Genomic DNA, 14,423 nt, shown 5'->3' on the forward strand with positions numbered 1-14,423 from the left:
ATGATCTACGGGATCGGCACCGACATCGTCCAGATCTCGCGTGTCGAGCAGGCGCTCGCACGCAGCGGCGAGCGCTTCGCCGAGAAGATCCTCGGCCCCCAGGAGCTGGAAAAATACCATGCGCGCCGCGCCAAGAACGCGGTGCGCGGACTGCGCTTCCTGGCCACGCGCTTCTCGGCCAAGGAAGCCTTTTCGAAAGCGATCGGCCTGGGCATGCGCATGCCCATGACCTGGCGCTCCATGCAGATGTTGAACGCGCCGAGCGGCAAGCCGGTGATCGTCTGCAGCGGCGCACTCGACCAATTCATGCGCGACAACCGCCTGAGCGCCCAGGTCTCGATCAGCGACGAGGCCGACTATGGGGTGGCCTTCGTCATCGTGACCCAGGCGCCGGCAGAAGAGTAGAGCGAAGTGACCAAGGAAGTGCAAGCGACCGGGCAGCCGCAGGATGCGGCGCCCAGCAATGAAGCCCAGGAGGCGCCCGCCGCCTACGTGGCGGCCGGCGGCGCCGCGCTGCCGGCGGCGCCCGCGCCCAAGGCGGCTGGACGCGCTGCGACGGCGCGCGCCAAGCCCGCCGCCAAGGAGCGCGGCCCTTCGCCGCGCGCCCGTCCCGACGGCTGGCAGGCCAGGAAGGAAGAACTGGCGGCGACCCTGAACAAGGACGCCGAGGAACCGGTGCAGCCGAGCGCCCTCGCGCGCGAGCAGGTGCTGGCGACCGTCGCCCGGCTGCCCGACCTGCCGGGCGTGTACCGCTATTTCGACGCCAAGGACGGCGTGCTCTACGTCGGCAAGGCGCGCAACCTCAAGAAGCGCGTCTCTAGTTATTTCCAGAAGACCTTGTCCAGCCCGCGCATCGCGATGATGGTGTCTCAGATCGCGCGCCTCGAGACCACGGTGGTCAACAGCGAGGCCGAGGCCCTTATCCTGGAAAACAACCTGATCAAGTCGCTCAAGCCGCGCTACAACATCCTGTTCCGCGACGACAAGAGCTACCCCTACATCAAGATCTCGAGCGGGGAGGCCCCGCGCCTGGGCTATTACCGTGGCGCGCTGGACAAGAAGAACCAGTACTTCGGACCTTTCCCGAGCGCCTGGGCGGCCAAGGAATCGATCCAGCTGCTGCAGAAGGTGTTCAAGCTGCGCACCTGCGAGGACAGCGTCTACGCCAACCGCACCCGGCCCTGCCTGCTGCACCAGATCGGCCGCTGCAGCGGTCCTTGCGTGGACCTGATCGCGCCCGAGGACTACCAGGCCGACGTCGACAACGCCGCGCGCTTCCTGCGCGGGCGCCAGGGCGAGGTCATGCAGGACCTGGAGCAGAAGATGCAGGGCTTCGCGATGGAGCTCAAGTTCGAGCAGGCGGCGAGCGTGCGCAACCAGATCCAGGCCTTGTCGAAGGTGCTGCACGCCCAGAGCATGGAGACCGCGGGCGACGCCGACGTCGACGTGATCGCGGTGGTGGTGCAGGGCGGGCGCGCCTGCGTCAACCTGGCGATGGTGCGCGGCGGGCGCCACCTGGGCGACCGCGCCTACTTCCCGGCCCATGTCGGCGAATCACTGGGCGAGTGCCCGATCGAGGTCGAGGTGCTGTGCGCCTTCCTGGCCCAGCACTACGCGGGCCAGTTCATTCCGCACACCCTGATCCTGAACATCGAGTTCGACCAGCCCGAGCTGATCATGGCGCTGAGCGAGCAGTGCGGCCACCGCATCAACCTGGTGTTCCAGCCCCAGGGCCAGCGCCGCCAGTGGCTGGAGATGGCCTGCAAGGGCGCCGAGATCGCGCTGGCGCGGCTGCTCTCGGAGCAGGGTTCGCAGCAGGCGCGCACCCAGGCCCTGGCCGACGTGCTGGAACTCGACAGCGAAGACCTGGAAAGCCTGCGCATCGAGTGCTTCGACATCTCGCACACGGCGGGCGAGGCGACCCAGGCCTCGTGCGTGGTGTTCCACCACCACCAGATGCAGAACGGCGAGTACCGGCGCTTCAACATCAACGGCATCACGCCGGGCGACGACTACGCCGCGATGCGCCAGGTGCTCACGCGCCGCTACGAGAAGGTGGCCAATGGCGAGGGCGTGATGCCCGACATCGTGCTGGTCGACGGCGGCAAGGGCCAGGTCGAGATGGCGCGCCAGGTGTTCGAGGAACTCGGGCTGGACGTCTCGATGATCGTGGGCGTGGCCAAGGGGGAAGGGCGCCGGGTGGGCCTGGAAACCCTGATCTTCGCCGACGGCCGCCTGCCGAAGGAGCTGGGCAAGGAATCGGCGGCCCTGATGCTGGTGGCCATGATCCGCGACGAGGCGCACCGCTTCGCCATCACCGGCATGCGCGCCAAGCGCGCCAAGGCGCGCCAGGCTTCGCGCCTGGAGGAGATCGAAGGCATCGGCGCCAAGCGCCGCCAGCGCCTGCTCGCGCGCTTCGGCGGGCTGCGCGGCGTCATCGACGCCAGCGTGGAGGACCTGATGTCGGTCGAAGGGATCTCGAGCACGCTGGCGGAAGAGATTTACCGGCAGCTGCATTGAGTCGGGCTGGGGCGGGAGCCCCGGCTTTACATGGACGGCGCTTCAGCACACTTGAGTTGCCGCCAGGGGGCGAGGTCCGGAACGATGTACTGATCGTGCGTATCAGAAGCGTGTTCATTGACTACAGCCTTAAAACCGTCGTACGCGCCACTGGCGCCTACGACTTCCGGCGCAGGCCGGAACCCAAGTTTGCTCGCACACCGCCAACGCCCGCCACCACATACAGACGAGTCACCTAGTCCAATTGGCAATACCAATGTAGACTAGCGGCGCAAGCTATTTTGCGGTCTAGAAGCCGTCACCCTATGCCTTTCAACATCCCGATCCTCCTGACCTGGTTACGCGTAGCGCTCATTCCCCTGGTTGTCGGTGTCTACTACCTGCCCACCCACTGGCTGCCGCTGGCCGACCGCAACCTGGCCGCGACCCTGGTGTTCATCGTCGCCGCCGTGACCGACTGGTTCGACGGCTACCTGGCGCGGCGCTGGAACCAGACCTCGGCCTTTGGCGCCTTCCTCGACCCGGTCGCCGACAAGCTGATGGTGGCGGGGGCGCTGCTGGTGCTGGTGCAGCTGGACCGCGTCAACGCCGTGATCGCCTTCATCATCATCGGCCGCGAGATCACCATCTCGGCCCTGCGCGAGTGGATGGCCGAGATCGGCGCGCGCAAGTCGGTCGCGGTCAGCTCGCTCGGCAAGATCAAGACCGCGGCCCAGATGGCGGCCATCCCGATGCTGCTCTTCCATGACCGCCTGCTGGGCCTGGTCGACACCCACTACTGGGGCGAGTACCTGCTGTGGGTCGCTGGCGTGCTCACCGTCTGGTCGATGTTCTACTATCTGCGCAAGGCCTGGCCTTTGATCAAAGAGAAGTCCGGCGTGGCGTAATTTGTTCCGAAGCATCCTTGACGTACAGAATAGAATCTCTATAATGCCTGCCTGTTGCGACGACATCGTTGCAGACGGATGACGAAGCGGGAGTAGCTCAGTTGGTAGAGCGCAACCTTGCCAAGGTTGAGGTCGAGAGTTCGAGACTCTTCTCCCGCTCCAAGATTGCAGAATGGCAGCAGTCTTGAAAATTAGTCAAATGTCTGAGATAATCGTTGTCTTGTATGCGGGAGTAGCTCAGTTGGTAGAGCGCAACCTTGCCAAGGTTGAGGTCGAGAGTTCGAGACTCTTCTCCCGCTCCAGCGCTTGCTGGTGCGGCATATAAACAGTAAGACTCCATGCGGGAGTAGCTCAGTTGGTAGAGCGCAACCTTGCCAAGGTTGAGGTCGAGAGTTCGAGACTCTTCTCCCGCTCCAAAGGTTTTACGAAAGTGTTGTACTCCTAAGCGGGAGTAGCTCAGTTGGTAGAGCGCAACCTTGCCAAGGTTGAGGTCGAGAGTTCGAGACTCTTCTCCCGCTCCAGAATTCATCGGAAGCTGCGTCTTCCCCTTGTTGATGTAGGCCATAACCCGCCAGTCAACAAAGCGTACTCTACACTCTGGCGAGGTAGCAAAGCGGTTATGCAGCGGCCTGCAAAGCCGTCTAGACGGGTTCGACTCCCGTCCTCGCCTCCAAATTCTGCTAGCACGGGCCCGTTCAGGGCCCGTTTGCTTTTGGCTTGCGACGCACGGAACATGTGCTGCACCACAGTGCCCCACGCCCGCCTGCCGCTTCCCCTTTTCGTCTTCCAAAATCTCCCGCCGAGCCGGATAATCGGCCCAAGGGGGATGCTATGGACAAGCTCGACGCAATGCGCGTCTTCTGTGCGGTAGTGGAGGCCGGTGGCTTCAGCAGGGCCGCCGAACGCCTCGGCATGTCGCCCTCGACGGTGACGATGCAGGTGGCCAGCCTCGAATCGCATTTTCGCGTGAAACTGCTGAACCGGACCACGCGCAGCATGTCCCTGACCAGCGAGGGCGTCCTGTGTCACCAGCACGCGCTGCGCTTGCTGACCGAGATGTCCGACCTGGAGTCGCAATTGCACGAGGCGGCGGATCTGCCCAGTGGGACGCTGCGGGTGGACATGCCGGGCATCGTCTCGCGCCTCTACGTGGCGCCCGCGCTGCCGCGTTTCCTCGCGCAGTATCCCGACATCACTCTGCGCGCCACCGTCAGCGACCGCCTGCTCGACATGGTGGAAGAGGGCGTGGACGTCATGATCCGCATCGGGAACGTGGCGGACTCCGGCCTGGTTGCGCGCCAGTTGATGCAGACCCGCTTCGTTTGCTGCGCCTCGCCCGACTTCGTGCGCCGGCACGGAATGCCGCGCTCGCCCGAGGACCTGCCGGATTTCGATTGCCTGGGCTTCATGCTGCCCAAGCTGAGGCGCTTGCGGCCCTGGGTGTTCGATGGCGCCGACGAATTCCATCCCGGCACACGGGTCAGCTCCGACCACGTCGACTCGCTGCTCGAAATGTGCAAGGCGGGCGGCGGGATAGCCCAGTTCATGTCGCTGTCCGTGGCGGAAGCGCTGCGCAGCGGCGAGCTGCTGCCCGTGCTCGCGCCCTGGCAGGCAGACGGCCCCGTGGTGCACGCGCTATTCCAGCAACGCCACCAACGCGCGGCGAAAGTCCGCGCATTCATCGATTTCGTGAGCGCCTTGTTCGCTGCGCCGACCCAAGCGGGCAGTCCGGCCTGAGCCGGGGACCCATCGGGATCACGCGCCGCATTCTTTTAAGTTCATAAAAACTGCATCCATTGTTGCCCCGTTGTACTGCCTTCTGCCGTTACCTACACTGATCTCATTCCAACCCCACCGGAGTAGATCATGAAAGAGACGATGAAAGCAGTTGTATTGAAAGCCTTTGAAGCACCGATGACCCTGGACGAGGTCGAGCGTCCGCATGCCGGACCGGGCCAGGTGCTGGTGCGCATCATGGCCAGCGGCGTGAATCCCCTGGACCTCAAGATCGCCGCAGGGAAGGCCGATCACGCCAAGGCCGTGCTGCCAGCCATCCTCGGCATCGACATGGCCGGTGTGGTGGAGAGCGTCGGCGAAGGCGTGCAAGGTTTCGCGCCCGGCGACGAGGTGTGGGGCATGACCGGCGGCGTCGGCGGTGTGCAGGGCTCGCTGGCGGAACTGGCCGCCGTGGACGCCCGGCTGCTGGCCCGCAAGCCCGCCAGCATCGGCATGCGCGAAGCGGCGGCGCTGCCGCTGGTGTTCATCACCGCCTGGGAGGGCCTGGTCGATCGCGCCCATGTCTCGGCCGGCAGGACGGTGCTGGTGCATGGCGGCGCAGGCGGCGTGGGACACATTGCCGTCCAGATTGCGCGCGCCGCCGGCGCCCAGGTCTATGCCACCGGCAATGTGGCCCAGCGCGCCACCATCGAAGGCTTCGGCGCGACCTTCATCGATTACCAGAGCACCAGCGTCGAGGAATACGTGCAGCAGTACACCGACGGCGAAGGCTTCGACATCGTCTACGACACCGTCGGCGGGGCCACGCTGGACGCGTCCTTCAAGGCCGCGCGCCGCTACCACGGCCACGTGGTGAGCTGCCTGGGCTGGGGCACGCATGCGCTGGCGCCGCTGTCCTTCCGCGCCGCCACCTATTCGGGCGTGTTCACCCTGCTGCCCCTGCTCAGCGGCAAGGAGCGCGCCAACCACGGCGCGATCATGACCGAGGCGGCCAAGCTGGTGGATGAAGGCAAGATCCGAGTGCTGCTGGACGAACGCCGCTTTGCCCTGGACCAGGTCGGCCAGGCCCACGCCGCCATGCAGGACGGCAGCGCGCGCGGCAAGATCGTGGTGGAAGTCGCATGAGCCTCCTCGCGCGCACACCGCTGTCGGCCCTGGACGTCGTTCCGGTGCGCGCCGGGGGCTCGATCGCCGACGCCCTGGCCGTGGCGCTGGCATATGGACGGGCACTCGAAGGGCTCGGCTTTCACCGGATGTGGCTGGCGGAGCACCACAACCTGTCCGGTGTCGCCAGCTCCGCCACCGCCGTGCTGATAGGCCAGGTTGCCGCCACCACCCGCAGGCTGCGGGTCGGCGCCGGGGGCATCATGCTGCCGAACGACGCGCCCCTGGTGGTCGCCGAGAATTTCGGCACGCTGGAGACCTTGTTCCCGGGGCGGATTGACCTGGGCCTGGGCCGCGCGCCCGGGGCGGACGGGGAGACCATGCGCGCGCTGTGGCGCAGCCCGGCCGACGGCGGCAGCTTTGCCGATCATGCTGGTAGGGGGGCGTGACAAGGTCAATCAGTTGAAGGAGCAAGGCGTGTCGGTCGATCAGATCGTCGCGGCCAGGCTCGTCTCCGCCTGTGACTCGAACAGGCAGTTCGTCATCAACCCGGATTTGTCCACCCGCTTGGTGTATGCAGGGCTGTAGTAGTTCAACGAGGCTGATGGTGATATCCTCGGGGCAATAATTATCGGCCATTGCTGCCATTGCTATCGGCTTCACAGACGGAACATGGACCTGGTCTGTGGGCGGCGGCGGGTACGCAGGGCCGCCTCTCTGACCAGACTCCCGACATGCACATCCATACATTGCGTTACTTCCTCACTGTCGCGACGACCGGCAGTTTCCTCGCAACTGCACGCCACTTCGACGTCCCGGCATCCTCGGTGTCGCGCGCCATCGCCGCACTGGAAAAGGAAGTCGGTCAGCAGCTCTTCTATCGGAGCACTCGTGCGGTAAGGCTGACCGAGCCAGGGCAACGCTACTACACGCAGGTTCGCGCCGCAGTGGAGCTGCTGGACAGCGCGACGGAGCAGATCGATCCCCGCGCGTCTGGAACGCGCGGACTGGTCAGGATCAACGCCCCGGAATCCTTGGGAAGGCTACACATCGGCGCTCTGGTGAACCAAATGCAGCGCAAGTATCCCGAGTTGCTGGTCGAGCTGACGCTGACGAACACCTTCGTCGATCCGGTGCAGGCGGGCGCCGACGTCATTCTCCGGGTCGGTCGCCTGGTCGACTCCGGTTTGATCGGCAAAGTCGTATGCAATCAGCGCTATGTCCTTGCCGCTAGTCCCGCCTACCTGGCCGAGCATGGCACGCCGGCCAATCCGGAAGACCTCCTGCAGCACAGCTGTCTCCTGTACAAGGGACTCGTCGAGCCACAGCGCTGGCATTTCAGGCGTAGCGCTGACGAGGACTACGAGCCACTGGTCGTCAGCGGCCCCTTACGCAGCAATAATTCGGAAATCCTGATCCAGGCGGCGATTGCCGGGCGCGGCATTGTGCTGTTTCCGACCTGGCTGTTCCCACCTACGAGCTTCAAGGACGGCAGGCTCGTGAGCCTGCTGGCCGACTGGGAAATGTCGGCGTACGCGGACCAGCTCTACATCCAGATCCTCTCCCCGGAGAACCGGCTGCGCTCGCAGAAAGTGCGCGACGTATCCGCATTCCTTGTCGAGGCGATCGGATCGCCACCCTATTGGGAGCAGTGGATCTGAAGCCAGGTGTGGCGTGCATCGCTCGTTGACCAGCCTCACCAGGGTGCCACACTTTGCGCGCGGACTGGCGTGTCACGCGGCCGGCACCAGGCGCAAGGGCTGGAATCCAAGCTTACGCGCGATGATTTCCTGCACCTGGACTGCCGCGGGCAGGGGGCGCCATGCCACTTCGATGTGGTCGATCAGGCCGTTTTCATCAAGGTGGAGATGCTCGTTACCTTTGACCGTGATTCCCTGGACAGTAAAGCTGAAGAACACGGCCACGTCGCGTCCGGATGCGAGTTGCCCATGCACCTCGAGCGTGTCGATCGTATCGAGAAAACCCGCCAGCACCTGCACGACTGTCTCCCTTCCTTGCGTCGGCTCGGCAAAGATCGGGCCAAGCAGCTCGATGTTACCGGCCAGGTGAGGGACGATACCCCGCTTGTCCTTTGCCGCCAAGGCCTCGAAGTAAGCGTCGACATGAGCCACGCCAGTGGCGTCGCTCTTGCTTGACGCCCGCGTCGCTGCCAGGACTTCGGCGGCTGGCGCCAATTGGGCCGCAGCGGCCATCAGGCTCAGCGAAACGGTACCGAGGAAATTGCGGCGTTTCGGATGGACTGCTTCGTTCATGTTTTTTCTCCTGGATAGATGGACCTGTGGGGTAGTGCGCCGCGTCCCTGGCGACCTGCGCCGAGTACTCGACAGGGAAATGGTAAGAGCGCACCAGCTCGGCAACAATCCTCCGGCGCAGCAATTCATTCTTGCTGAAAGCGCATTCAGGCACCCGGATACGCTTTCGCGCAGCATTCCCTCAGCAGTCTGAAACACTGCATCGCGATTTGGATGCTGATTCAGCAAAAATGAATTGCGACATGGCCGGATTGTTGATGGCGAGGAGCATTCCTATCATTTCCTCCGTCGAGCTGTTTTCGATCCCATCAATGTCCTAAGGAGAAACACCATGAGTACTTCGCAAAAGGTTGCCATCGTCACGGGCGCATCGCAAGGCATCGGCGCCGCCATCGTCCAGGCCTATCGCAAGCTCGGATATCGCGTCGTCGCGAGCTCGCGCAACATCAAGCCATCCGACGATCCCGACCTGGTGACCGTGGCCGGCGACATCGGCGAGCGCAGCACCGCCCAGCGCATCGTGGCCGAGGCGGTCGCGCGTTTCGGTCGTGTCGACAGCCTGGTCAACAATGCCGGTATCTATATCGGCAAGCCGTTCACTGAATTTACCGTCGAGGACTTCGACGCCAAGATGAACGTGAACATGGCCGGCTTCTTCCACATCACCCAACTTGCCCTGCGCGAGATCGAAAAGCAGGGCGCGGGCCACGTGGTGACGATCACCGGCAGCATCGATAATGGCATGAGCGGAGGCGTGTACACCGGACTGGCAGGCTTGACCAAGGGCGGCTTGAACGCCGCCACCCGCGCGCTGGCGATCGAGTACGCCGAGAAGCGCATCCGCTTCAATGCGGTCGCGCCGGGCGTCATCGAGACGCCAATGCACGATCCGGACATGCTCAAGTTCTTCGGCAAGTATCATCCGCTTGGCCGAATCGGCAGCGCGAATGAGGTGGCCGAGGCAGTCAGCTTCCTGGAGAGAGCCGAATTCGTCACGGGCGAGATCATCCACGTCGACGGCGGCCAGCACGCGGGCCGCTGAGCGGTGTAAGTTGATCGGGGCCCGCCTGATGTTGGAGGTGGGTCCCGGTGGTCAGGCAGTTTGCATCGCCAATGAGCCTGGCCTGCTTCCTAAATCGGCACGATCTCGAAACGAAGACGCCCGGCCTCGCGAAAGCGAAGGCCGGGCGTCGAGGCGACCCGGGGGAGGCGACTCAGTCTGGCCGGCCCTCAAACACGTCCTTGAGCACGGCCAGCGCCGTGTAAGCGCTCGACCAACCCGCATAGAAGGCGACCTGAATCATCACTTCGGACAGTTCGGCGCGACTGATGCCATGGTCCAGCGCACGGTTCAGGTAGAAGGCGAGCTGCGCAGTCTGCGCCGTCGCGATGACGGAAGCGATCGTGGCGAGGCAACGGCCGCGCATCGAGAGTTCGGGTCTCAGCCACAAGTCCCTGAACAGTACATCGGTTGTCAACTCGACGAGTCCAGGCGCGACGGCGCCGAACCTGCGCATCACGGTCGCGTGGCGTCGTTCTTCGGCAAGCGGGTCCTGCGCAAGCACTTGTGCGCCGGATGGAGCAAGCTGCGAGCGGTCGATGCCGCGCCGCTCGAACACCGGTTCTACGACCTTCGTTGCGGCGATCGCGTTGGCCCAACCTGAATAGAATGCGAGATGAGTGATCAAAGCGGATAACGCAGCGGGAGTGACGCCAAGGTCGAGCGCCGTCTCGACATGCGAGGGCAGGTGTTCGCTCTGGTTGCGTGCGATCAGCACCGATATCGTGACGATGCTGCGGTCCCGCATGGGTAGCTGTGGACGCTGCCATACCTGTCCAGTGAGAATCTCGGAGGTATAGCGTTCGAGCGCAGGCGCGACCCTGCCCACGCTGTCCGGTATCCCACCAGGGCGCGGATAGTTTGTGTTTTCCATGATGATTGTTTGTTGGAGGTCTTGTATGCAGGTCTGTGCAAGTCAAGCTCGGGCTTGCCGCACAGGGTAGTCATAGGGTCTGCGCCGGGCCGGGCCGGGCCCGGATAGTCGGGCCATGCCAGCCCGGAAACGGATGGCGCCAGCCATGCGCCAGGCGGAGTCAGGCGGGAACCAGGCGCATCGGCTGGAAGCCGAGCTTTCTGGCGAAGCTCTCCTGGACCATCACGGCAGCGGGGAGGGGGCGCCAGGCCACTTCGATATGGTCGATCAGTCCGTCCTCGTTCAGGTGCAGATGTTCGTTGCCCTTGACGGTGACGCCCTCGCACGAGAAGCTGAAGAATACGGCCACATTGCGGTCCGAAGCAAATCGCAGCTTCACGTCGAGCGCGTCGATTGTATCGAGGAAGCCCGAAAGGATGTTCGCAACGGCTTCTTTTCCTTCGGTCGGTTCAGGAAAAATGGGTCCGTGCAGGACGATGTCCTTGGCAAGGTGGGATGCGATGCCGGCCTTGTCCTTGTTGCTCAGGGCCTTGAAGTAGGCGTCGACGTGGGTAGTGTTCATAGATTTACTCCTCAGGTTTAGGATCGATGGAAATCGACGAGGCCCATGATAGGAGTACCTGTTTGCTCCAACAATCCGCTGGCGCGACAATTCATTTTTGCCGAATCCGCATTTGCAGCATGGCCGGCGTCTATATCAGCCCGGGTGCGCCTGGGCCACATGATTGCCGTCCACCTCAGACTCGACGATAATCCCAGCGACATTCGCTCTGGACAGCAAGAGCGAATGGCCGCCGGAATCCCATTCCGTCAATACCATGAAAGAATACGATGCCTCTCTCGAAGCCCGCGTTTCTCGTCCCACTGGCCGCTTTGTTCGCCGCGCCTGTCGTTGCGCATGCCCAGCCGGCCGGCGCCACCCCGCCGGCGCAGATCGGCATCGCCTCCTTCAACCTGGCCTGGGCCGGCTCCCAGCAGGATTTCGACCGCCACGCCGCGGTCTGCCAGGCCGTTTCCTGGTGCGACACGCGACCCCGGCGCGAGCCCGGGCAGGCGTCCGCCAGCGAGGAGGCGATCCGCGCGGCGCGCCAGTGCGTGGCCGATACCGAACGCCTGGCAGGCGGTCCGGCCCTGGCGGCCATGATGGCGCCCTGTAACGCCTACCAGGGCCGCAATGCGGGCGCGCCGCCCACGAGCGCCGATTACGCGGCCAAGCTGGCTGGCCTGCAAGCCACGATCGACCAGCTGATCGAGGCGCAGCAGGTGCGCGTCATCGCCTTCCAGGAGGTGCGGTCGGCGGAGGTGGTCAGACAGCTGCTCGGACGTCACGCCGAGCGCTTCAGCGTCTGCGATGCGTCGCACGACGGATTCCAGACCGTGGCCTTCGCCTGGGAGCGCAGCCTGAGCCCGGAGCCGGCCACCTGCAGCGTCGAGCGCGCCCTGGCGGTCAGCGACAAGCCCGGCGACCCGCAGGCGCGCAGCGTGCGCCCGGGTCTCGCGCTCGAGCTGCAATGGCCGGGACGCCGGCTGAGTTTCCTGAACGTGCACCTGAAATCCGGCTGCGCGAACATCGTGCCGACCCCGATCTACCAGGCGCGTCTGCTCGACGACGGGGCGGCGGCCTGCCAGGTGCTGAACCGTCAGGTGGCCCCGCTCGAACGCTGGCTCGACGCCGTGGCCAAGCGCAGCCCGGACTATGTGCTGCTGGGCGATTTCAACCGCCGCATCGACGAGGAAGCAGCGGCCGCGATCCGCCCGCAGCAGGTGCGCGCGGACGGCAGCGACCCCGCCGGGGTACCGGCCGCCGACAAGGACGGCAAGGTGGCGACGCGCTACCTGTGGCAGGAGCTGAGCGACGGCGCAAGAACCCTCCGCCAGGTGCCGCTGACCGGGGTCGACCCTGGCTGCCGCGGCTTCTCGGGCCTCGACCACATCGTGCTCAGCGGCCCGCTGGCGGCGCGCCAGCAGGCCGACCTCGGCTCGCGCAAGAGCGCGGTGGTGCAGGCGCCCGGACAGCGCATCGAGACCAGCGACCACTGCCCGCGCAGCCTGACCCTGTCCTTCTAGTGCGGCTGGGGCGCCAGCAGGTCGCTGACCGCCTGGAACAGCCGGCTCGGCTCCTCCGCGATCCGGTTCAGCACGTACAGGAAGTATTCCTCGCCGAACACCGCGTATTCGCGGGTGCGGAAGCCGCGCCGCTGGAGGTCGTCGATCTGCTCCGTTCCCAGTCCCATCAGCGACTCGAACTCGACCTGGCCGCCGCCGGCGCCACCTGAGCGCTGCAAGCGGGCCGCCAGGTCCTGCTGGATGGCGCGGTCATGGGTCGCGATCGAGCACAGGTGGCCGCTGTCGATCAGGCGCGCCGCATACGCGCGGTAGCGCTCTCCCAGCAGGGGATCGTCGCGGCGCAGGGCCACGCTGTCAGGCTCGGCGAAGGCGCCCTTGACGAGCCGGATGCGTCCGGGCAGCTCCAGCAGGCGCGGCAGATCCTCGGCGCTGCGGTGCAGCTTGGCCGGCACCGTGATGCCGACATGGGAAAGCCCCGCTTCGCGCTGCAGGCGCGCATAGATGGCGTAGATGGCGTCGGCGCGCTCGGCGCCTTCCATCGAAATCATGACCTCGCGCCCGCCGCGCGCCGCCGCGATGGCGATGCGGCGCGCGTTCTCGTAGCCGAATTCCGGACTCACGAGGGAGCCGACGTGCGACAGGTCGAAGCAGATCGTGCCCGGCATGCGCGCGGCGTCGAGCGCGTCGATCAGCGCCAGGAACACGCCGGTCTCGGCGTCCGCCTGGGCGCCGTCGCGGCAGCTCTCTCCCATGTACTCGACCGAGACGTGGTGCCCGCGCCGGCGGATGCGCTCGAGCGCGGGCAGGGTGTCATCGATGTTCCTTCCGGCGATGTAGCGCGCGGCGACCCGGCCAGCGAGGCGGTTCAGTTCGGGGTCGCGCAGAAAGCGTTCCTTGACCGCCTCGTCGAGGGCGAGCAGGCGCAGGGCTTCGGCAGCCTGCCGGCTGGCCGCCTGCCATGCGGGGGGAAACTGGGCTGGGCCTGGATCGTGCATCGTGGTTCTCCGCTGAACAGTGAAAACCACAGCCTAAGGCGAGACCCCGAAGCAGTATTGAACAAAATGATCCGGTGACCAGGCCGGCGCTCAGGCCTTGATTCCAAGTCTGGCCGGCCGGCCTCGCCATCGCGGCAGCGCGCGCGGCTGCTGCCGACGCGCGCGGTCGCCTGGGCGCCGCTCAGGCCTTCCTGCGGCGCGCCGCGCCCAGCGCGGCGGCGCCCAGCAGGGTGAGGGCGATGGAGGTGGGCTCGGGGACGCGGCCCGGGACATCGTCCAGGCGGGTGAACACGTAGTTGACGGAGTTGAGCGCTTCGTCGTGGTCCCGGATGTACGCGGACCAGTCGCCCAGGCCGAAGCCGGCGAAGGTGTAGCCGTCGCCATCGGGATCCTCGTTGATGTCTTCGGGAAGCCCGACGTTGCCGCCGCCATTGTCCAGATGCTGGGTCTGGCCATAGCCGTCGTACCAGGCTAGGTGGTTGACGAAGTCGTCGTCCGTGCTGAGGGCGTAGGCGCCGCCAGGCGCCGGTGCGCCAAACAGCAGGGTGGCGGCTTCGATGCCGTTGTAGGTGATGCCGCCGTTGGACCACTGCGGGCCGTCGCTGACGTTGAACGAACCGATGTAGGTCCATTTCTGGTTGGCGGCGTCGAGGTAGACCTGGCCGAGGACCGGCGCGGCGGTCACGGTGCCCGAGGCGCACAGCGCAAGGAGGGTGGTGGCGAGAAGTCGTTTCATGCGGCATCCTCTGTTGTTCATATGTTATCGTTGCTCAGCAAGAAACGTGCCAAATTCGCAAGTCCCTGATTTTTATCAAGTTGGGTCTCACCGGGGATTCCCGGTGTAAAGCCTCCCGACAAGCGCGTCGGGCGTCGGCGGCGGGCAGGCGGCCGGTCTGACGGCTGTTC

General features: G+C 65.2%; 13 protein-coding genes, 5 tRNA genes and 1 pseudogene. 14 read left to right on the top strand and 5 right to left on the bottom strand.

Going from position 1 to position 14,423, the window contains the following annotated elements; translation table 11 throughout:
- The 12 genes and pseudogenes from acpS (at position 1) to B0920_RS02530 (ending at position 7,909) form a co-directional block, all read left to right on the top strand.
- Positions 1–405, top strand: a complete 405-nt coding sequence (gene acpS / locus B0920_RS02475) for a holo-ACP synthase (protein ID WP_078031007.1) — start codon at positions 1–3, stop codon at positions 403–405.
- Positions 406–675: 270 nt separating this feature from the next.
- Complete coding sequence (uvrC, locus tag B0920_RS02480; protein ID WP_078033251.1) at positions 676–2,520, top strand: excinuclease ABC subunit UvrC; 1,845 nt, start codon at positions 676–678, stop codon at positions 2,518–2,520.
- Between the two features lie 305 nt (positions 2,521–2,825).
- Positions 2,826–3,407 carry a CDP-diacylglycerol--glycerol-3-phosphate 3-phosphatidyltransferase gene (gene pgsA / locus B0920_RS02485; RefSeq protein ID WP_078031008.1) on the top strand — a complete coding sequence of 194 codons (582 nt, stop codon included), beginning with the start codon at positions 2,826–2,828 and terminating at the stop codon, positions 3,405–3,407.
- An 86-nt stretch (positions 3,408–3,493) separates the two neighbouring features.
- Positions 3,494–3,569 (top strand) — tRNA-Gly (locus B0920_RS02490).
- A gap of 64 nt (positions 3,570–3,633) precedes the next feature.
- Positions 3,634–3,709: transfer RNA gene (locus B0920_RS02495), tRNA-Gly, on the top strand.
- 38 nt (positions 3,710–3,747) lie between these two features.
- Positions 3,748–3,823 (top strand) — tRNA-Gly (locus B0920_RS02500).
- A gap of 29 nt (positions 3,824–3,852) precedes the next feature.
- A tRNA-Gly gene (locus B0920_RS02505) sits at positions 3,853–3,928 on the top strand.
- A 78-nt stretch (positions 3,929–4,006) separates the two neighbouring features.
- A tRNA-Cys gene (locus tag B0920_RS02510) sits at positions 4,007–4,080 on the top strand.
- Between the two features lie 158 nt (positions 4,081–4,238).
- The gene (locus B0920_RS02515) at positions 4,239–5,144 is read left to right on the top strand and encodes a LysR family transcriptional regulator (RefSeq protein ID WP_078031009.1); all 906 of its coding nucleotides are present in this window, start codon (positions 4,239–4,241) and stop codon (positions 5,142–5,144) included.
- Positions 5,145–5,273: 129 nt separating this feature from the next.
- Positions 5,274–6,269 carry a zinc-dependent alcohol dehydrogenase family protein gene (locus B0920_RS02520; RefSeq protein ID WP_078031010.1) on the top strand — a complete coding sequence of 332 codons (996 nt, stop codon included), beginning with the start codon at positions 5,274–5,276 and terminating at the stop codon, positions 6,267–6,269.
- Positions 6,266–6,670: pseudogene (locus B0920_RS02525) on the top strand (MsnO8 family LLM class oxidoreductase); the annotation flags it as partial. The gene B0920_RS02520 and the pseudogene B0920_RS02525, both read left to right, overlap by 4 nt.
- A 312-nt stretch (positions 6,671–6,982) precedes the next feature.
- Positions 6,983–7,909 (top strand): LysR family transcriptional regulator, encoded by a 927-nt coding sequence (locus tag B0920_RS02530; RefSeq protein WP_078031011.1) that lies wholly within the window; start codon positions 6,983–6,985, stop codon positions 7,907–7,909.
- A 72-nt stretch (positions 7,910–7,981) separates the two neighbouring features.
- Here the strand turns inward: B0920_RS02530 and B0920_RS02535 are convergent, their stop codons facing one another.
- The gene (locus B0920_RS02535; protein WP_229455109.1) at positions 7,982–8,521 is read right to left on the bottom strand and encodes a nuclear transport factor 2 family protein; all 540 of its coding nucleotides are present in this window, start codon (positions 8,519–8,521) and stop codon (positions 7,982–7,984) included.
- A gap of 331 nt (positions 8,522–8,852) precedes the next feature.
- On the opposite strand from B0920_RS02535, the gene B0920_RS02540 reads away from it, so the two are divergent.
- Positions 8,853–9,563, top strand: a complete 711-nt coding sequence (locus B0920_RS02540) for an SDR family NAD(P)-dependent oxidoreductase (protein ID WP_078031012.1) — start codon at positions 8,853–8,855, stop codon at positions 9,561–9,563.
- Between the two features lie 172 nt (positions 9,564–9,735).
- Here B0920_RS02540 and B0920_RS02545 read toward each other — a convergent pair whose 3' ends face one another.
- Both B0920_RS02545 and B0920_RS02550 read right to left on the bottom strand, forming a co-directional pair.
- Complete coding sequence (locus B0920_RS02545) at positions 9,736–10,455, bottom strand: carboxymuconolactone decarboxylase family protein (RefSeq protein ID WP_078031013.1); 720 nt, start codon at positions 10,453–10,455, stop codon at positions 9,736–9,738.
- A gap of 160 nt (positions 10,456–10,615) precedes the next feature.
- Positions 10,616–11,017 carry a nuclear transport factor 2 family protein gene (locus tag B0920_RS02550; RefSeq protein WP_078031014.1) on the bottom strand — a complete coding sequence of 134 codons (402 nt, stop codon included), beginning with the start codon at positions 11,015–11,017 and terminating at the stop codon, positions 10,616–10,618.
- A 269-nt stretch (positions 11,018–11,286) separates the two neighbouring features.
- Here B0920_RS02550 and B0920_RS02555 point away from each other — a divergent pair, with 269 nt between their 5' ends.
- Positions 11,287–12,522 carry a hypothetical protein gene (locus B0920_RS02555; RefSeq protein WP_078031015.1) on the top strand — a complete coding sequence of 412 codons (1,236 nt, stop codon included), beginning with the start codon at positions 11,287–11,289 and terminating at the stop codon, positions 12,520–12,522.
- On the opposite strand, the gene B0920_RS02560 is transcribed toward B0920_RS02555, so the two are convergent.
- Together B0920_RS02560 and B0920_RS02565 are read right to left on the bottom strand one after the other, a co-directional pair.
- The gene (locus B0920_RS02560) at positions 12,519–13,517 is read right to left on the bottom strand and encodes a proline dehydrogenase family protein (RefSeq protein ID WP_078031016.1); all 999 of its coding nucleotides are present in this window, start codon (positions 13,515–13,517) and stop codon (positions 12,519–12,521) included. The two genes, B0920_RS02555 and B0920_RS02560, sit on opposite strands and share 4 nt — an antisense overlap.
- A gap of 181 nt (positions 13,518–13,698) precedes the next feature.
- A complete protein-coding gene (locus tag B0920_RS02565; protein WP_179119066.1) occupies positions 13,699–14,253 on the bottom strand; it encodes a PEP-CTERM sorting domain-containing protein in 555 nt (184 codons plus the stop codon).
- Positions 14,254–14,423: the final 170 nt, after the last annotated feature.

Origin of the sequence: Massilia sp. KIM, assembly GCF_002007115.1 — a bacterium.
In the GTDB taxonomy this organism is placed as follows: Bacteria; Pseudomonadota; Gammaproteobacteria; order Burkholderiales; family Burkholderiaceae_D; genus Telluria.